Annotated in this window: 16 protein-coding genes and 1 pseudogene; 12 read left to right on the plus strand and 5 right to left on the minus strand. The window is 63.9% G+C overall.

Annotation, left to right across the window (positions count from 1 at the left end; translation table 11 throughout):
• Positions 1–294 precede the first annotated feature (294 nt).
• From DLM46_RS33915 to DLM46_RS33925, 3 genes are all read left to right on the plus strand, one after another.
• Positions 295–540, plus strand: coding sequence for a hypothetical protein (locus DLM46_RS33915; RefSeq protein ID WP_115108356.1), 246 nt, complete (start codon positions 295–297; stop codon positions 538–540).
• Between the two features lie 229 nt (positions 541–769).
• Positions 770–928 (plus strand): hypothetical protein, encoded by a 159-nt coding sequence (locus DLM46_RS33920; protein WP_208866394.1) that lies wholly within the window; start codon positions 770–772, stop codon positions 926–928.
• A 39-nt stretch (positions 929–967) separates the two neighbouring features.
• Positions 968–2,341, plus strand: a complete 1,374-nt coding sequence (locus tag DLM46_RS33925) for an LLM class flavin-dependent oxidoreductase (RefSeq protein WP_115108359.1) — start codon at positions 968–970, stop codon at positions 2,339–2,341.
• A gap of 53 nt (positions 2,342–2,394) precedes the next feature.
• On the opposite strand, the gene DLM46_RS33930 is transcribed toward DLM46_RS33925, so the two are convergent.
• From DLM46_RS33930 to DLM46_RS33940, 3 genes are all read right to left on the minus strand, one after another.
• Positions 2,395–3,525: an acyl-CoA dehydrogenase family protein gene (locus DLM46_RS33930; RefSeq protein ID WP_115108361.1), complete on the minus strand. Its 1,131-nt coding sequence runs from the start codon at positions 3,523–3,525 to the stop codon at positions 2,395–2,397.
• 13 nt (positions 3,526–3,538) lie between these two features.
• Entirely contained in the window at positions 3,539–4,747 is a 1,209-nt protein-coding gene (locus DLM46_RS33935) for an acyl-CoA dehydrogenase family protein (protein ID WP_115108364.1), read from the minus strand.
• A gap of 79 nt (positions 4,748–4,826) precedes the next feature.
• On the minus strand, positions 4,827–6,947 hold the full coding sequence (locus tag DLM46_RS33940) for a 3-hydroxyacyl-CoA dehydrogenase NAD-binding domain-containing protein (RefSeq protein ID WP_115108367.1): 2,121 nt from the start codon (positions 6,945–6,947) through the stop codon (positions 4,827–4,829).
• A gap of 140 nt (positions 6,948–7,087) precedes the next feature.
• On the opposite strand from DLM46_RS33940, the gene DLM46_RS33945 reads away from it, so the two are divergent.
• A complete protein-coding gene (locus DLM46_RS33945; protein WP_115108369.1) occupies positions 7,088–7,987 on the plus strand; it encodes a LysR family transcriptional regulator in 900 nt (299 codons plus the stop codon).
• 420 nt (positions 7,988–8,407) lie between these two features.
• Positions 8,408–8,788, plus strand: coding sequence for a DUF5594 family protein (locus tag DLM46_RS33955; protein WP_115108374.1), 381 nt, complete (start codon positions 8,408–8,410; stop codon positions 8,786–8,788).
• Between the two features lie 213 nt (positions 8,789–9,001).
• Here DLM46_RS33955 and DLM46_RS33960 read toward each other — a convergent pair whose 3' ends face one another.
• The gene (locus tag DLM46_RS33960) at positions 9,002–10,393 is read right to left on the minus strand and encodes an aminotransferase-like domain-containing protein (protein WP_115108377.1); all 1,392 of its coding nucleotides are present in this window, start codon (positions 10,391–10,393) and stop codon (positions 9,002–9,004) included.
• Between the two features lie 349 nt (positions 10,394–10,742).
• Here DLM46_RS33960 and DLM46_RS33965 point away from each other — a divergent pair, with 349 nt between their 5' ends.
• The 7 genes and pseudogenes from DLM46_RS33965 to DLM46_RS33995 all read left to right on the plus strand — a co-directional run bounded on the left by DLM46_RS33965 (position 10,743) and on the right by DLM46_RS33995 (position 16,364).
• Positions 10,743–11,225 carry an MSMEG_0572/Sll0783 family nitrogen starvation response protein gene (locus tag DLM46_RS33965; protein ID WP_115108380.1) on the plus strand — a complete coding sequence of 161 codons (483 nt, stop codon included), beginning with the start codon at positions 10,743–10,745 and terminating at the stop codon, positions 11,223–11,225.
• A gap of 19 nt (positions 11,226–11,244) precedes the next feature.
• The gene (locus DLM46_RS33970) at positions 11,245–12,279 is read left to right on the plus strand and encodes a Nit6803 family nitrilase (protein ID WP_115108382.1); all 1,035 of its coding nucleotides are present in this window, start codon (positions 11,245–11,247) and stop codon (positions 12,277–12,279) included.
• Complete coding sequence (locus DLM46_RS33975) at positions 12,272–13,342, plus strand: MSMEG_0568 family radical SAM protein (RefSeq protein WP_115108384.1); 1,071 nt, start codon at positions 12,272–12,274, stop codon at positions 13,340–13,342. Before DLM46_RS33970 ends, DLM46_RS33975 begins: the two co-directional genes overlap by 8 nt.
• A 2-nt stretch (positions 13,343–13,344) precedes the next feature.
• Positions 13,345–13,944, plus strand: coding sequence for an MSMEG_0567/Sll0786 family nitrogen starvation N-acetyltransferase (locus DLM46_RS33980; RefSeq protein ID WP_115108387.1), 600 nt, complete (start codon positions 13,345–13,347; stop codon positions 13,942–13,944).
• Positions 13,941–14,741 (plus strand): annotated as a pseudogene (locus tag DLM46_RS33985) (sll0787 family AIR synthase-like protein); the annotation flags it as partial. The gene DLM46_RS33980 and the pseudogene DLM46_RS33985, both read left to right, overlap by 4 nt.
• Positions 14,742–14,763: 22 nt before the next feature.
• Positions 14,764–15,048 carry an MSMEG_0570 family nitrogen starvation response protein gene (locus tag DLM46_RS33990; protein WP_115108389.1) on the plus strand — a complete coding sequence of 95 codons (285 nt, stop codon included), beginning with the start codon at positions 14,764–14,766 and terminating at the stop codon, positions 15,046–15,048.
• A gap of 26 nt (positions 15,049–15,074) precedes the next feature.
• The gene (locus DLM46_RS33995) at positions 15,075–16,364 is read left to right on the plus strand and encodes an MSMEG_0569 family flavin-dependent oxidoreductase (protein ID WP_115108391.1); all 1,290 of its coding nucleotides are present in this window, start codon (positions 15,075–15,077) and stop codon (positions 16,362–16,364) included.
• Positions 16,365–16,535: 171 nt separating this feature from the next.
• Here the strand turns inward: DLM46_RS33995 and DLM46_RS34005 are convergent, their stop codons facing one another.
• A complete protein-coding gene (locus DLM46_RS34005; RefSeq protein ID WP_115108393.1) occupies positions 16,536–18,647 on the minus strand; it encodes a phosphocholine-specific phospholipase C in 2,112 nt (703 codons plus the stop codon).
• Between the last annotated feature and the right edge of the window lie 29 nt (positions 18,648–18,676).

Below are 18,676 nucleotides of genomic sequence, written 5' to 3' on the forward strand. Positions count from 1 at the left end.
CGCGTCCGCGCGATTGCGGTCAATTGCACGCGGGCTGCAGCTATGATCGGCAGCACCACAGCAGGCGACAAGCGACACCAGCGGGGGCCGCCTAATCTAGTAGCCACTTCATGCCGTCGCCCGCTGGCGGCACGCCAGCAACGCATAGTTGCGGCGTGACGGTGCATCCATCAGGATCAGGGTCGGATCAACCCGCCCTAAAGCGCCCTAAAGCAATCCACAAAAGCTTCTTTGCACTCCTCGATTCGAATAGCTAGATTATTTAACAGAGCATCGAATCAATGGAGTCGCATCATGGCAAACGCAGCGGCGCTTATCTGGGACGGTTTTCGACATCCGGCACGTACCGTGCTGAAGCATTGGAAAACGCATGAACCCACCACACAAGGGCTCTCGCATGAAGCGACGGCAGTGGCGGCGCACGGCCGTCATTCGCCTGAGCAATTGGAGCGCATCGCCGCGTACGCGCGCAGCGGTTATTTTCATATGGATTACACCGCCGGCATGTTCGTCGTGCCGCTCGACATCCCGCCTGAATGACAGCCAGGCGCGCGACGCCGCGTCGAGTGCGTGACAAGCCGGCCTGAGGGTAAAGGCCCACGCGCCATCGGCCGAACCGACACTTCTTAAGAAATGACAATTAATTGGTTCGGGTTCGGCCACATCTCTCTCATAGTGACTCCCGATGGCTAAAGGCGGTGGCGGCGGTGGCGTGAGCGGATAGCCGGAACCTGCGCGCACTGGCTCGCGCGATATCGAAGGAGACGTCTTGACGCCTGAACTCGAGCAACGCCTCACCCACGCGCTGCTCGAGGCGGCGCGCACCCGTGCGGACCAAGCCGGCTTGTCCTATGCAGGCGGCCGGTCGCCGCACGATGCATGGGCGCCGGTCAAGGCCGGCGATGCGGCGCCGAGCGACCCGACCTGAGTCTCCCGCGGCTCACAGCCCACTTCGGAACATATCGTCATGACGAAACAGATTCTGCTGAACGCGTTCAACATGAATTGCGTGGGCCATATCAATCACGGATTGTGGACTCATCCACGCGACCGTTCGGTGGACTACAAGAAGCTGTCGTACTGGACCGATCTCGCGAAGCTGCTCGAACGCGGCCTGTTCGACGGCCTGTTCATCGCGGATATCGTCGGCGTGTACGACGTGTATCGGCATTCGGTCGAACTGCCGCTGAAGGAAGCGATCCAGCTGCCGGTCAACGATCCCTTGCTGACCGTATCGGCGATGGCGGCCGTCACACAGCATCTCGGCTTCGGCGTAACCGTCAATCTGACTTATGACCTGCCGTATCTGCTCGCGCGCCGCTTCTCCACGCTCGATCATCTGAGCGGCGGCCGGATCGGCTGGAACGTGGTCACCGGTTACCTCGAAAGCGCGGCCCGGGCGATGGGTCTCGATCAGCAGATCGCGCATGACGAGCGCTACGATCGCGCCGACGAATTCCTGGAAGTGACCTACAAGCTGTGGGAAGGCAGCTGGGAGGAGGGCGCGGTGCGCGCCGACCGCGAGTCCCGGATCTATGCGGATCCTGCCAGGGTGCATCGGATCGACCATCGCGGGCAGTATTACAACGTCGACGGCTATCACCTGTCCGAGCCGTCGCCGCAACGCACGCCGGTTCTTTTTCAGGCGGGCTCGTCGGGGCGCGGCCAGCAGTTTGCGGCGCGCCATGCGGAGTGCGTGTTCGTTTCGCAGCAGAAACCGGCCGCGCTGAGGCAACTGGTGGCCGACGTACGCGCGGCAGTGCGTAACGAAGGCCGCAATCCCGAGGACATCAAGTTCTTCATGGGCTTGTCCGTCATCGTGGCGCCGACCGAAAAAGCAGCGCGTGAGAAGTACGCGGAATACGCGCGCTATGCGAGCCCGGAAGCGGGCCTTGCGCACTATGCCAGTTCGAGCGGCATCGATTTTTCCCGCTACGCGCCCGACGAGCCGATTCGCTACGCAAAGAACAACGCGATCGAATCAGTGATGAAGAATCTCACCGGCGCGGGCAAGGAGCGCACTGTCGCGCAGATCCTGCGCGAAGAATTGCAATTGGGCGGCCGCTATCCGGCAATTGTCGGCACACCCGCTCAGGTTGCCGATGAGTTGATCGGCTGGATCGAGCAAACCGATATCGACGGATTCAATCTGGCCCGCACTGTGATGCCGGAATGCTATAGCGATTTCATCGATCTGGTGATCCCCGAGTTGCAGGAACGAGGCGCTTACAAGACGGCTTACGCCGAAGGGACGCTGCGCGAAAAATTGTTCGGGCGTGGGCGCGCGTATTTGCCCGATGAGCATGTCGGCGCGAGTTTGAGGCGAAGGGTGCCGGCTTGACGGCCTTGGTTCGACGGCGCTGCGGGTCTGTGTGCCACTACCGCCGGCGTACTTCAACCGCGCCCAAGCGAGACATACCGTTCCAGATGATGATCTTCGTCCCCAAGCTGATGATCGATCATCACCAACCTCTTCGCATAATGGGCAAGCGGCAATTCCCAGGTCATGCCGATGCCGCCGTGCAACTGAATGCACTCCTCGGCAACCCGCGCGCCAATCCGCCCGATGCTGTATTTGGCCGCTGAGAGCGCCCTTTCCCGCACTTTGCGCTCACCCTCGAGCGCCGCAGCGGCATTGATGACCGCCGAGCGAGCCTGCTCGATCTCGAGCAACAGATCCGCCATCCGGTGCTGCAAGGCCTGGAAGCTGCCGATCGGCACGCCGAACTGCAGACGGGTGCGCAGATACTCGAGCGTAGCGTCCTTCGCGACATCCATCGCGCCGACTGCCTCGGAACACAGCGCGAGCACGCCGCAGCCAATGCCGTATTCGAGCGTCGCAAAACCATCGCCGGCCGCGCCGAGCAAGCAGTCGTCATCGAGTGCGACGTCGTCGAACGTGACTTCCGCGGCGCGGCCGCCATCGATCTTGCGATAGCCGCGCGCGTTCACGCCCGCTGCGTCGCGAGGCACGAGAAACAACGTGATGCCGTCTTCAGCATCGTCCGCGCCGTGCGTGCGCGCCGAGACCAGATACGACCCGGCGCTCTCGCCTTGCTGAACCACCGCCTTCGCGCCGTTCAGCCGCCATGCGTCGCCGCTGCGCGCGGCACGCGTCGTCACGCGCGCAAGTTCGTAGTGGCTATCGGGTTCGCCATGCGCCAGCGCGACGAGCCGCGAGCCGTCGATCAATCCGGCAAGCGTCGCTTTCTGCATCTCGTTGCCGCTGCGTGCAATGGCCTGTCCGACGATCAGCGTGTCGAGAAACGGCTCGACCACGAGACCGCGGCCCAGGCTCTCGAACACCACGGCGATATCGAAGCCGCCGCCGCCAAAGCCACCCTGCGTCTCACCGAACAACGCGCCGATCATGCCGAGTTCGGCGAAGCGATTCCACAGTTCGGCGCTGAACCCTTCCGCCGAACGCGCGATCCTGTCGCGCGTCTCGAAGCCGTATTGCTCGCTGATGAAGCGATTGAGCGTATCCGCCAGCATGCGGCGGTCTTCGGTGTGCTGGAAATTCATGGATTGCGCCTTCTTACAGTCCCAGGATCATTTTGGAAATGATGTTCTTCTGGATTTCGTTCGAGCCGCCGAAGATCGACAGCTTGCGATTGTTGAAATACAAGGAAGCGGCGCTTGCGGCTTCATCCGGGCCGACCGGCGTGCCTTCATATCCGTCGTGCAAGGCTTCCTCGATGAAGGGCTGCGCGTAGGGTCCCATCGCGCGCCGCGTGAGCGACGAGATTTCCTGGCGGATCTCGGTGCCGCGAATCTTCAACATCGAACTCTCCGCGCCGGGCACGCCGCCGCCGGCCACCGCTGCGATCACACGCAGATTGGTGGTCTTCATGTTCTCCAGGTCGATCTCGACGCGCGCCATGCGAGCCGCGAACTGCGGATCTTCCGCGAGCGGCCGGCCATTGCGCAGTTGTTTCGCGGCGATCATGCGCAGCCGATTGAGCGCGGCGACCGAGAAGCCGACTCCCGCGATATTGGTGCGCTCATACGTGAGCAGGTATTTGCCGTAGGTCCAACCCTTGTTCTCTTCGCCGACGAGGTTCTCAGCCGGCACGCGCACATCGGTCAAGAACACTTCGTTGACTTCATGCTCGCCATCGAGCGTGATGATCGGCCGTACTTCGACGCCGGGCGTATTCATGTCGATCAGCAGGAAGCTGATGCCTTCCTGCTTGCGCACATCGGTAGCGGTGCGGACCAGACAGAAGATCATGTTCGCGTAGTGACCGAGCGTGGTCCACGTCTTCTGGCCGTTGACGATGTAGTGCTCGCCTTGCGCATCGATGCCGCGCAAGGCGGTGGTTTTCACCGAGGCAAGGTCGGAGCCCGCGCCGGGTTCCGAGTAACCCTGACACCACCAGTCGGAGCCGTCGAGAATGCGCGGCAGCCAGTGGCGCTTTTGCGCTTCGTTGCCGTATTTGATCAGCACCGGACCCAGCATGTTGACGCCGAACGGCACGACCCGCGGCGCACCCGCCAATGCACATTCGTTCTCGAAGATGAATTTCTGCACTGCGTTCCAGCCGGGGCCGCCGTACTCTTTCGGCCAATGATTGGCTAGCCAGCCTCGTGCGTTGAGGATCGCGTGCCACTCGGCCATGTCGGCGCGCGTCAGGCGCCGGCCGCCGTGCACCTTGTCGGCGAGACGCTGCGGGAGCTTGTCACGCAGAAAGCCGAGGACTTCGGCGCGGAAGGCTTCTTCCTCAGGAGTGAAGTTCAGATCCATAGCGGGTTCTTCCGTAGAGATTGGGCAGACAGGCGGCGAGCGCGTCGCAGCCTGTCGATGTGCTGTCAGACGCGCCGTTTCAAACCGTCTGATTGAGGCTCGCGAAATCGGCGCCGCGTTCGACCAGCTCCACCAGCAACGGCGACGGCTGCCAGAACAGCGGGTCTTCTTTGGCGAACTCGCGGATATCGGCGAGGATCGTCGGCAGACCTGTCATGTCGGCATAGTGCATCGGACCGCCGCGGTAACGCGGAAAGCCGTAGCCGTACAGGAAGGTGACATCCACATCGAGCGGCCGTAGCGCGATGCCTTCATGCACGACGTTGGCGCCTTCGTTGATCATCGCGGCCATATAGCGGCGGATGATTTCTTCGTCGGTGAAGTTGCGCGGTGTGATGCCGGCGCGTTTGCGCTCGGTCTCGATGATCGCCTCGACTTCGGGGTCGGGCATGCCGCTGCGGGATCCTTCGGGATACAGATAAAAACCGCGTCCCGTCTTCTGGCCGAACCAGCCGCGTTCGCAAAGACGGTCGGCGATCTGCACGTAGCGAGCTTGCGGATGACGCGTGGCGGCGCGCCGCTTGCGCGTGGCCCAGCCGATGTCGCCGCCGGCCAGATCGACCACCTGGAACGGTCCCATCGGAAAGCCGAAAGCGCGCACGGCCGCATCGATCTGATAGGGCGATGCGCCGTCTTCCATCATGGCATCGGCGGCGGCGCGATACACCGCGAGCACGCGATTGCCGATGAACCCGTCGCACACGCCCGCGCGCACCGGCGTCTTCTTCAGCTTCTTCGCGAGTTCGAACGCGGTGGCGACCACGTCCGCGCTGACCTGCTTCGGCACCACCACCTCCAGCAGCTTCATGAGGTTGGCGGGGGAGAAGAAGTGCAGGCCGATCACGTCGGCCGGACGCGCAACGCTCGCCGCGAGCGCGTCGATGTCGAGATACGAGGTGTTGGTCGCGAGTACCGCGCCCGCCTTGCAGACGCGGTCGAGTTCGGCGAACACCGCCTGCTTGACCGACATGTCTTCGAATACCGCTTCGATCACCAGATCGGCGTCGGCGAGCGCGTCGTACGAAATGCTGCCGCTCCAGCGCGTCATCACGTCCGTTTTCGCGGCGGCGCTCATGCGGCCTTTGGCGATCAGGCCGTCGTAGACCTTTTCGATGTGCGCACGGCCGCGCGCGAGCGATGCGTCGTCGCGTTCGATCATCGTCACCGGCAGCCCCGCGTCGAGCACCGCGACCGCGATGCCCGCGCCCATCGTGCCGCCGCCGACCACGCCGATCTTGCCGAGCGCGCGCGGTTTCGCGTCGCGTGTTTCCGGCGCCTTGAGCACCTCGCGTTCGGCAAAGAACGCGTGGATCAGCCCCGCGCGCTGCGGGCTGTCGAGGCATTGCAGAAAGAGCTTGCGCTCGAGCCGCAGGCCGTCTTCGAACGGCTGGTCGACGGCGGCTTCCACCGCCTCGACGATCTTCATCGGCGAGAACAGGCCGCGCGCTTTCTTCACCGTTTCCGCCCGCGCCGCAGCGACCGCGGCGAGGTTCGCTGCGCGATCGCTCAGCGCGGCGGCGTCGCGCGTGCGGCGCACCGGCGCGTGCGCGGCCAGCAGTTCGTGCGCGTAGGCAAGGCCCTCGGCAAGAACGTCGCCGCTGCTGCCGAGCCGGTCGACGAGACCCAACGCGTGCGCCTCCTTCGCGCCGGCGTGGCGGCCGCTCAATATCAGATCGAGCGCGGCCTGCGCGCCGATCAGACGCGGCGTGCGTTGCGTGCCGCCCGCGCCGGGCAGCAGACCGAGCTGCACTTCCGGCAAGCCGAGCTTCGCACCGTCGACGGCCAGTCGGTAATGTGCCGCCAGCGCCACTTCCAGGCCGCCGCCGAGCGCAGCGCCGTGAATCGCCGCCACGACCGGCTTGGCGCACGTTTCGATGCGGTTGCACACGTCCGGCAGCGAAGGCGGAACCGGCGCTTTGCCGAACTCGCGAATATCCGCGCCGGCGACGAAGTTGCGGCCGGCGCCGACGATCAGCACCGCCTCGACGGCCGGCTCGGCGTCCGCGGCTTCGATCGCGGCGAGCAGGCCGCGCCGCACATCGGCGCCAAGCGCGTTGACGGGCGCATGGTCGATCGTCACCAGCAGCACCTTGCCGCGCAATTCGCGCGTCACGACGTCGGCCGAAGGGTTGAGGTTCATGGTTTCGTCTCCTGACTGTGATCGAGGCATGCCGGTCCGGCGGATTCTCTGAATGTCGCGATTGTCGGGTGGACAAGGTTTATTGACAATTACATGGGCGGTTGACAGACTGTCAAAATAATTTTGACAAAGGTGTCGCCATGGACGTCAATTCGCTGACCTTGCTGGTGGATATCCTCGACGCGGGCAATCTCAGCGAAGCCGCGCGGCGGCTGAAGATGAGCCGCGCGAACGTGAGCTATCACCTGAACCAGCTCGAGCGCTCGATCGGCTTGCAGCTGGTGAGGCGCACGACACGCCGGGTCGAGCCGACCGAAATCGGTCTGCAACTGTACGAACACGGCCGCACGATCCAGAACGCGCTGCTCGCCGCGCACGAGTCGGTCACGACGCTTGGGCAAAGCTTGCAGGGGCGGGTGCGGTTGAGCGTGCCGAGCGGTTACGGGCAACTGGTGATGGCGGACTGGCTGATTGCGTTCAAGCGTCTCTATCCGGGCATCGTGCTGGACGTGATGTTCGAGAATCGCGTCGAAGACTTGATGCGCGACGAGGTCGATATCGCGGTGCGGGTCATGTCGGAGCCGCCGCAGAATCTTGTGGCTCGCGATATGGGTTCGGTGAGCTACGTCGCCTGTGCGTCACCGGCCTTTGCTGAGCGGCATGGCATGCCCGGCAAGCTCGACGATCTGCGCACCGCGCCGCTGATTACCGCGGCGGTGGTCGGCAAACAGCTGCGCGTTGCAGCCTATCTGCGCGACGAGCGGCATGAAGTGCTGCTGGAGCCGACGATCATTTCCGAGAATTTTTTGTTTTTGCGCCAGGCTGTGCTGGCGGGACTGGGTGTGGGGCTCGTGCCCGATTACGTGGTGCAGGAGGATCTTCGCCGCGGCGATGTGGTGACTGCGCTCGATGAGTGGCGGCTCAGTATCTTTGGAACGCATATGTACATGCTGTACATGCCGAATCGGCATCACACCCGGGCCGCTTCGACGTTTATCGAGTTTGTGCTGGAGCAGGCGAGAGGGAGTGGGCGCGGTTGATCACCTGAGCGCCTGAGCCCGGAGGTGCCGTGTCTGGTTTCCCCGACTGCACCGTGTGGGTTGCCCACAGGTATGCTTGGGTTGCCTGTCGTCGTGGTGCCGTTCTCTGCGGCGGTGCGGGGTAGTCCTTCAAAACATTCGGGGTGAAGAGGGCGATGAAATTGATGGTCGGATTGCTAGCGCTGCTTGCGCTAGCCGTTGTCGTCGTACTGATCTCCCGCCTGCCCAGCGAAGACGCCATTCGGGTCGCCGGCTATGCAGCGACCGCCGCGTTCGCGGCTCTCGTCGGGTGGCTGCTTCGGTGGCGCGCGAGTCGGGCTGCCCGGAACAAACGCGCAGGATGAAGGACCGGCTGCCGTCGATCCTGCACCGCCGGTACACTGCCTATTTCGCACATGATGCGCAACGCCGGAGACATCGATGAGTCCAGAGAGTGCCGCCCGCTTCGATCAACAGTTCGCACCTCGGATCGCCGAGGCCATTGCCGCCTGTTTCGCCACGACCGTGCACACCGAAGTGCTGCCCTACGGCGGGCATGGACATCCGACGCGCCTGCGCATTCACGCTGCGCCGCTCGAACCGCTGGGCCACTATCCTCATCCGCTGAACCTGTATTTGACGTGGGACAGCGACGAGATCGAGCGGCTGATGGGGGCGGGAGGGCAGGCGCGCTTTGCCGGCTACCTGGCGGCGCTGCCGCGCAAGCTCGACGCATGGCGTCATGCGCGCCAACTGGATTTTCTCTCGCATACGCAGGCTGACGCCGTGGCGCTGATCGGCGGACTCGACTTCGAGTCGTAAGCGCCGCGCAAGCCACGCACGGCGCCCGAACCTTCGCTCGAAGGTTTTTCGCTTGAAGCGGGATATTCAATGGGCGCTGAAGCAGCGCTTGCAAAGGCGCATACATGGACGACCGCGTGAACGGGCAATAAGTCGCAACAAGCCGCAAAAAGCAGCGGTAAGCGCTGTATTCGTCTGACGATAACGCTCGCCGCGCGTGAGCGTCAGATCATTTCACATCACCGGCGAATGCAGATGATGCGGATGGTCGAGCGTTTCGCCCACGATGCGCAGCGCCTCTTCGCATTCGTCGCGCGTCTTCGAGCCGCCCAGACACACACGCATCGCGTTGGGCGGATTGCCGTCGGTCGAAAATGCCGCGCCCGCGACCGCGGCGATGCCCTGATTGCGCAGTTGCAACGCGAGTTCGGAGGCGCTCCAGCCGCTTTCGACCTGCACCGGCAACCATAGATGAAAGCCGTCCGGATTCGCTTCGTAAGGCCACGCTTCGAGCAGGCGCGACGCAATCGCCTGGCGTGCGCGCGATTCGGCGCGGATCGCGTTGAGCATATCGAGCGCGGTGCCGTCGGTGAGCCATTGCGTCGCGAGCGTGACGGTGAACGGGCTCGCCATCACTGTCGTTGCGCGCAACGCGCCGGCCAGACGCTGTGTCTGGCGCGGCGTCGGCGCATGCAGATGCGCCACCCGCAAGCCGGCGCCGAGACTTTTCGACAAACCCGTCACGTAGTAGGTGAGTTCGGGCGCGAAGCTCGCGAGCGCGTCGGGCGCGCTTTGCGGCAGCATCGCGTAGGCGTCGTCTTCGATGATCGGGATGCTATAGCGCAGCGCGACGTCGGCGAGCGCTTCGCGCCGCTTATGCGTGAGCGTCAGCGTGCTCGGGTTTTGCAGCGTGGGGTTGCAATAGAACGCGCTCGGCTTGTCGGTCTTGCAGAGCGCTTCGAAGGCGTGCGCGAGCGGGCCTTCGTCGTCGCGCGGCAAGGCTTGCAGACGCACGCCGAGTTGCGCGGCGATCGCCTTGATGCCGGGGTACGCGAGCGTGTCGAGGCAGATCGTGGCGCCGGGCCGCGCCAGTTGCGAGACGAGCGCCACCAGCGCGCTATGGATGCCGGGGCACACCAGCACATTCTGCGCGTCGCAATGCGGCACGCGGCGTTTCAGCCATGCGGCGCCCGCCTCCTTGTCCGCGGGCGAGCCGCCGAAGTCCTGGTAACGCAGCAACTGATACGGATCGCTGTCGGTCATCAGCCTCGCCGCCGAGTCGCGCAAACGCGCGGCGTAGTCGGGCGGCTCGGGTGGCGTGTTCATCGACATCTCGATGCTGCTGCCGCCGGCCAACGGCAGGGTGGCCGTACGGCCGCGCACGAACGTGCCGCTGCCGGCGCGCGAATCGAGCAGGCCGCGCTTTTTCGCTTCGGCATACGCGCGCGCCACGGTGGTGTAGTTCAGCGCGAGTTCCAGTGCGAGGTCGCGTAGTCCCGGCAGACGGTCGCGCGGACGCAGACGGCCGGTGGCGAGATCCTCCTCGATCAGATCGGGAATGGCGAGGTAGGCCGGCTTGCGGATATCGGCGAGCCGTTTGATCCAGTGGTGTGTCGGGCTGCTCATTGGCGGCTTCGGATGAAGGTGGTGAAAGTTGATCGCATATTTCGTCGGTCAATGATCGGATTGATCGTCCGTGGTGAATGAGTGCACCACGCCGACACGTTCGCTGCGTCAAACCGCACCCGGCTGGTGCGATAACGCGCTGCCGGGCGTTGTTGTTCGACACGGCGAGGCTCCACGCAAACTTCGCGCCAAAAAAATTTTCGAGTCGCACTCCGAATCGAGGCGGAATTGATTGCTGATTGATCGCATTGGTGTGGCCGATCAATGGCACGGGCGTTGCATTGGAAGAAGCGCGCACAGCCTGAACGGCGCGTCATCTTTTACTTAGCAAACCTGATCGGAGAGTGTCATGCCAGCCGTCAACAAACCGCTGCATCAGAAAGGCGATTACCTTGTCGACTACGAAGAGAAAGTCTTCGAAGACGTGAAAGCGGAACCGGGCGAAAAGGCGCTCGTCACGTTTCACACGGTCGCCTTCGAAGGGTCGATCGGCTTCGTCAATCTGCTGCAAGCCACGCGCCTGCAACGCAAGGGCTTCGAGACTTCGGTGCTGCTGTACGGGCCGGGTGTCACGCTCGGTCTGCAACGCGGCTTTCCGACGCTCGGCGACGAGGCGTTCCCCGGCCATCTGAACTTCAACAAGCAACTGGTGAAGTTCATGGAAGAGGGCGGCAAGGTGTACGCATGCCGTTTCGCGCTGCAAGCGCTGTACGGGCACGGCGAAGCGTCGCTCATCGAAGGCATCCGGCCGATCAGTCCGCTCGACGTGCTCGACATCCAGCTGCTTCATCGCAAGGACAACGCGCTGATCATCCACACGTGGACGGTTTGACGGGATACGGGTGACCACTATGTCCGACAAACGCATCGTGCGTGCCGCGGCGGTCCAGATCGCACCGGACTTCGAACGCAGCGGCGGCACCCTCGACAAGGTGTGCGAGGCCATCGAGCAGGCGGCGCGCGAAGGCGTGCAACTGATCGTGTTCCCCGAAACCTTCGTGCCGTATTACCCGTACTTTTCTTTCGTGCGGCCGCCGGTCGTCTCCGGCGCCGATCACATGAAGCTCTATGAGGAGGCCGTGGTCGTGCCGGGTCCCGTGACGCAAGCGGTGGCCGAACGGGCGCGTTTGCATCGGATGGTGGTGGTGCTCGGTGTCAACGAGCGCGATCACGGCAGCCTCTACAACACGCAACTGATCTTCGACGTGGATGGCCAGCTGTTGCTCAAGCGCCGCAAGATCACGCCGACGTTTCATGAGCGGATGATCTGGGGCCAGGGCGACGCGGCCGGTTTGAAAGTGGCGCGCACGGCGGTGGCGCGGGTAGGCGCGCTGGCCTGCTGGGAGCATTACAACCCGCTCGCCCGCTATGCATTAATGACGCAGCACGAAGAGATTCATTGCAGCCAGTTTCCCGGCTCGCTGGTGGGGCCGATCTTCGCTGAGCAGATCGAGGTGACGATCCGGCATCACGCGTTGGAGTCGGGCTGCTTCGTGGTCAATGCAACGGGCTGGCTGAGCGAAGCGCAGATTGCGTCGGTCACGGCGGATCCTGGTCTGCAAAAGGCGCTGCGCGGCGGCTGCCATACCGCGATCGTGTCGCCGGAAGGACAGCATCTGGCTGAACCGCTGCGCGAGGGCGAGGGCATGGTGATCGCCGATCTCGACATGAGCCTGATCACCAAACGCAAACGCATGATGGATTCGGTCGGCCACTACGCGCGACCCGAATTGCTGAGCCTCGCGATCAACCGGCGGCCGGCGGAAACCGTGGCGCCGATGCCGGTGTGGTCGACTGCTTCGAACACCGATTTCAACTCAACCGTGGGATGGCGCGATGAACTCCAGCGAGACGTTGTCGGCAGCGAGCCGGCAATTGATGACTGAATTGCAGTCGGCGGGTCTGCGCCTCGTCGCGCCGGATGCGGGCGCCGCCAGCCGGCGCGGCGGCGCCGGGCCGTCGGATCACAAGGCGGTGACGGTGGACGGCGTGACGATCATGGTGCCGGTGCATACGAGCACGGCCTGGCACTCGCCGTTCGTCGCGCAGACGCCGGACGCGAACGGCACGAGCGCGTTGCTGCGCGGCGCGATTCCGATTGCCACCATCAGCTTTCCGAAAGCCCCGCGTTTCTATCGCATGCAGACGCTCGACGGCGTGCCGTATTCGCCCATCGCCGCATTGCATAGCGCGGACGTGCTCGCCACGACCGTGCTGCAAACCTGCATCCGCTACGAGAGCCGCCGCAAGAGCTGCAAGTTCTGCGCGATCGGCCAGTCGCTGGCGGCGGGCCGCACGATCGCGCGCAAGACGCCGGAGCAGCTTGCTGAAGTGGCGCGCGCGGCGGTGCTGCTCGACGGCGTCAAGCACATGGTGCTGACGACCGGCACACCGCCCACGTCCGATCGCGGCGCGCAGATTCTGTGTGAAAGCGCTTTCGCGATCAAGGCCGCGGTCGATCTGCCGATCCAGGCGCAATGCGAGCCGCCCGACGACGACCGCTGGTTCGCACGCATGAAAGCGAGCGGCATCGATACGCTCGGCATGCATCTCGAAGTGGTGACGCCCGCATTGCGCGAACGCATCATGCCGGGCAAGGCGAGCGTGCCGCTGTCGCGCTACATGGAAGCGTTCAAGGCGGCGGTTGCCGTGTTCGGACGTGGCCAGGTCAGCACTTACATACTCGCGGGCCTGGGCGACAGCGCGGAGGCGATTCTCGCGATGTCGCGCGAGCTGATCGAACTCGGCGTCTATCCGTTCGTGGTGCCCTTCGTGCCGATCAGCGGCACGCCGCTCGAGGACCATCCGGCGCCGACGCCCGAATTCATGAAAGCGGTACTGCAACCGCTCGGCGCGATGCTCAATGCCGCCGCGCTGCGTTCGAGCGATATCAAGGCGGGCTGCGGCAAATGCGGCGCGTGTTCGTCGCTGTCATCGTACGAGGAGTGATCATGTTCGGCGAAGCGATTGCGGGCGCTGCACTGGACGGCGAAGTTGACGCCATGCCTTACGCGCCCAGCGAATTCCGCATCAAGTGGACGACGCTCGATTGGGAAGCCGGCGAAGCGTACCAGCTGCGGCGCGTGGTGTTCTGCATCGAGCAGGGCATTTTCGTCGGCGACGATCGTGATGCTATCGACGAACACGCGCAACAACTGGTGGCGGTGAGTTGCGTGGCCGGCATGCCGGAGCAGGTGGTCGGCACGGTGCGGATTCATCGTGACGAAGGCAGCGTGTGGTTCGGCTCGCGGCTTGCCGTGCATGCCGCGTTTCGCCGCCACGGCAAGATCGGTGCGACGCTGATCCGGCTTGCGGTGAGCAGCGCGCATGCGCTCGGTTGCGAGACATTTCTCGCGCACGTGCAGAGCCAGAATGTACCGCTCTTTCGCGCGATGCATTGGGATGTGCTCGCCGAAGAAATGCTGCTCGGACGGCCGCATCATTTGATGCAGGCGCAACTGGACCGGTATCCGCCGTGCGTGAGCCCATATAGCGGCTTTGTCACGCACGCCGCTCCTGTCGCCCGGGTTGCGGCGCGGAGCGCGGCATGAGCGTGGCCGATCTGGTCGCCGGCTTGCGCGAGAGCCGAGGGTTTCGGCATAAGACCGATATCGTCGATGTCGTCGGCTCGCTGGCGCGGCGTTTGCCGGGCGGCACGCGCGATCTCGCTCAGGCCGTCGCCCTCGGCGACGATTGCGCGGCGCTCGCCGACGGCGACGGCTATCTGCTGTTCGCGATCGAGGGCATGGTCAGCGATTTCGTGAGTGCGATGCCGTGGTTCGCCGGCTACAGCAGCGTGATGGTCAACGTCAGCGATATCTACGCGATGGGCGGCAGGCCGTTGGCGGTGGTCGACGCGCTATGGAGTCAGGGCATCGAAGCGGCGCATGACGTTCTGGCCGGCATGGCGGCGGCTTCGATGGCTTATGGCGTGCCGATCGTCGGCGGTCATACGAACACGCGCAGCGATGCGGCGCAATTGGCGGTATCGATTGTGGGGCGCGCAAAGGCGTTGTTGTCGAGTTTCAATGCGAAGCCCGGCGACCGCCTGATGATGGCGGTCGATTTGCGCGGCCGCTTCGAAGAACCTTATCCGTTCTGGAACGCGTCGGTGGAGGCACCCGGTGAGCGTTTGAGAGCCGATCTCGAACTCCTGCCGCAATTGGCCGAAAGCGGGCTCTGCGACACCGCGAAGGATATCAGCATGGCCGGCACGCTCGGCACCGCTTTGATGTTGCTCGAGTGCTCGCAAGGCGGCGCGCGGATCGATCTCGAGCGGATTCCGAAACCCGCTGATGTGCCGCTGGAGCGCTGGCTCACCGCGTTTCCCAGCTTCGGCTATGTGATTTTTTATTGATTGGGGATTGGCAATGCCTGTGATGCATTTTCGGATTCAATGGCCCGATGGCGACGAAGCGAACTGTTATTCGCCGTCGCTTGTCATCGGCGATTTCTTCAAGCCTGGCGAGGCCTATGCGCTGGACGATTTCGTCGAACGTTCGAGGCAGGCGTTAGGCATCGCGTCGGAGCGGGTGCGCGAAAAATACGGCTTTGCCTGTTCGGCGGCGCTGGATCAGCTCGCGCAGATCGAGCGCGACGCCGAGCGGTTTCGCGACCGGCCCGAGGCGACCGTCAAGGTTCTCGAATTCAGCTGAACGCTTACCTTTACAGAGGACGCATCATGTCGAATCCAACACCTCACGCGAGCACGGACGGGCACTATCGCGTGCTCATCGTCGGCGGCGGGCAGGCGGGCCTGTCGGTCAGCTACTACCTCAAGCAGGCGGGTATCGACCATCTGGTTGTGGAGAAGAACACGGTGACGCACACGTGGCGTCAGCAACGCTGGGACGCGTTCTGTCTCGTGACGCCGAACTGGCAGTGCGATTTGCCGGACTACCCGTACCGTGGCGACGATCCGCACGGTTTCATGAAGAAGGATGAAATCGTCGAGTACCTCGATGGTTTCATCGCGCATGTCGCTGCGCCGGTCATCGAACATACGGAAGTCAAACGCGTGAAGCAGCGCGACGACGGCACCTATACGATCGCGACGACCCGAGGCGATTTCACCGCGGATCACGTGGTGGTCGCCTCGGGCGGTTATCACACGCCGATCGTACCGCGCCTCGCAGAGCGTTTGCCCGCGCGGATCGCGCAACTGCAATCGTCCGCGTACCGCAATCCCGACGCGTTGCCGGACGGCGCGGTACTGGTGGTCGGCACCGGGCAATCCGGCGCGCAGATCGCGGAGGACCTGCATCTCGCCGGACGCAAGGTGATCCTCGCGGTGGGCGAGGCGCCGCGCTGCGCGCGTTTCTATCGGGGCCGCGATGTGGTCGACTGGCTCGCCGACATGCAGTACTACGACATGCCGGTCGAAAAGCATCCGCTGCGTGAAGGCGTGCGCGACAACACCAATCACTATGTGACCGGACGCGACGGCGGGCGCGATATCGATCTGCGCAAGTTCGCCAGCGAAGGCATGGAGTTGTACGGCCGGCTCGACGATCTGCGCGACGCTCAACTGCGCTTTGCGCCGACGCTTGCCGCGAGTCTCGACGCCGCGGACGACACGTATAACCGGATCAACGCGAGCATCGACGGCTTCATCGACAGGCATGGAATCGACGCGCCCGCGGGCGGCGTCTATCAACGGGTCTGGCAACCGGCCGAGGAACGTACGGCGCTCGATCTCGACGCGAGCGGTATCTCGGCGATCATCTGGTGCATCGGCTTTACGCCGGACTTCAGCTGGCTCGACGCGCCGGTGTTCAACGGCCGCGGCTATCCGGCGCATACGCGCGGCATTACGCCGATCGACGGCTTGTATTTCGTCGGCTTGCCGTGGCTGCACACGTGGGGCTCGGGGCGCTTCTCCGGCGTCGCGCGCGATGCCGGGTTCATCGTGCAGGCGATTCGCGAGAAGGAGCGGCAACGCGCTTCGATGAGCGCGGCTGTGGCGGCCTGAGGCGGACGCTCGCAAGCGCATGAGGGGCGAAAAAACGGCCGCTGCGTTTTTATCGCAGCGACCGTTGGTGCCGGCAAGGCGTTTAACTCAAGCTCAAGCTCAAGCCCAAGCCCAAGCCCAAGCCCAAGCTCAAGCTCAAGCTCAAGCTCAAGCTCAAGCTCAAGCTCAAGCTCAAGCGCCGAGCGCCGGATCGCTCATGCTGCTGTTGCCGGTTTCCACGTGTCCGGCAAGGCGTCGTGCGAAGGTGGGATCGGTATCGACCGTGATCGCCAGGTCATACCAGCCATGCGCGTTGCGCAGATCGAGGTACAGCTGTTCGGTATCGCCGCCGCGCACCGCGTGCCTCATCACGTTTTGCGGGTCATACGCGTTGACGATGGTGAACTGGCAACGCTCGCTGCCCACATTCGCGAGACGCAGTTGCAGATTCCCGTTCGCGACGTCGTAGCCTTCGGCGACTTCGGGCCGTGCGATATCGCCCCCGTTCCACCAGCTTCTGGCAATCGGCGTGCCCGAGAAGCGCCGCAGAAAGCCGTTCGGACCGTACACGGTGAAATCGTACGAGCCGTCGGGATTCAGCGGCAACTGGTCCTGAAGTCGTTTGCCCGCTTCGACCGTATAGGTGCGCGGCGCGTCGAGGCTAAACGCCGTATAAACGAGAAACACCGCGCCGGCGCGGCCCGTGTTGACGAAACGCATTGCCAGCTTGCCGGCCGCGCCCTCGCCGTGCACCCGCACGAACAGTTCGTACGGCAGCGCGCGAGCCGGGCGCACGCCGGGTTCCTGCCTGGGCACGGCCTGGACGGCCGGCGGCAGCGGAACATAGTCAGGGTGGCGATTCTGATCGGGCGGTACATAGGCGCTCGTGCTCGGCAGCGTCGGGAAGGCGTCGTTCGGGTTGCTGAAGTTGAACGCCGACATCAGGTCGCCGCACACGGCGCGGCGCCACGGGGTGATGTTCGATTCGCCGAGATTGTGCTGCTGGCCGAAGCGCTTTTCGATGAAGCGGATCACCGACGTATGGTCGAACACTTCCGAACACACGTAGCCGCCTTTCGACCACGGCGAGACGACCAGCATCGGCACGCGCGGGCCGAGACCGTACGGGCCGGCGGCCGTCTTCGCGTTGCCCGGATAGATTTCATTGCTGGTGTCGACCGTCGACAGACCGTTCGCACTCGACGCCGGCGCGAACGGCGGCGCCATGTGATCGAAGAAGCCGTCGTTCTCGTCGTAGTTGATCAACAGCACCGTCTTGCTCCACACCGCGGGATTGGAGGTGAGAACCTGCAAGACCTGGTCGATGTACCACGCGCCGTAGTTGGCGGGCCAGTTCGGATGCTCGGAATACGCTTCCGGCGCGACGATCCACGAGACTTGCGGCAGTGCGTTGTTCTGCACGTCGCGCTTGAGAATGTCGAAGTAGCCGTCGCCCCTGGCCGCGTTCGTGCCGGTGCGGGCGTTGTCATACAGCGGATTGCCCGGCTGCGCGTTGCGGTACTGGTTGAAGTAGAGCAGCGAGTTATCGCCGTAGTTGCCGATGTACGCGTTTTGCGTCCAGCCCCACGAGCCGTTCGCGTCGAGCCCGGTGCCGGCGTCCTGGTAGATCTTCCACGAAATGCCCGCGTTCTGCAGCACTTCCGGATAGGTCGACCAGCCGTAGCCGAGCTCGGAGTTGTCGATCACCGGACCGCCGCCGCTGCCGTCGTTGCCGACCCAGCCGCTCCACATGTAGTAGCGGTTCGGATCGGTCGGGCCCATCAGCGAGCAGTGGTAGGCGTCGCAAATCGTGAAGGCGTCGGCGAGCTGATAGTGAAACGGGATGTCGTCGCGCGTGAGGTAGGCCATCGTCGTGGCGCTCTTGGCGGGCACCCATTGATCGTAGCGGCCGCCGTTCCACGCGGCGTGCGTGCTGTTCCAGTCGTGTGCGAGGTCTTGCAGGAATTGCAGGCCGAGGTTCGGCGCGCTCGGACGGAACGGCAGCACGTAGCCGAGATCCGCGGCGAGCGGCTGATACCACACGGGCTTGCCGTTGGGCAGCTTGATCGCGCGCGTATCGCCGAAACCGCGCACACCCTTGAGCGTGCCGAAGTAATGATCGAACGAGCGGTTTTCCTGCATCAGCACGACGATGTGTTCGACGTCGAGGATGCTGCCGGTCTGGTTGTTGGCGGGGATCGCGAGCGCATTGCGGATGCCCAGCGGCAGCATGCTCAACGCGGTGACGGAACCGGCGGCATGCGCGGCGGAGCGCAGAAAATCACGGCGATTTTTTGAGGTCATGGTGTTGGCTTTCGATCTTCACTGGAGAG

The sequence above is a fragment of the Paraburkholderia lacunae genome, assembly GCF_003353175.1.
In the GTDB taxonomy this organism is placed as follows: domain Bacteria; phylum Pseudomonadota; class Gammaproteobacteria; order Burkholderiales; family Burkholderiaceae; genus Paraburkholderia; species Paraburkholderia lacunae.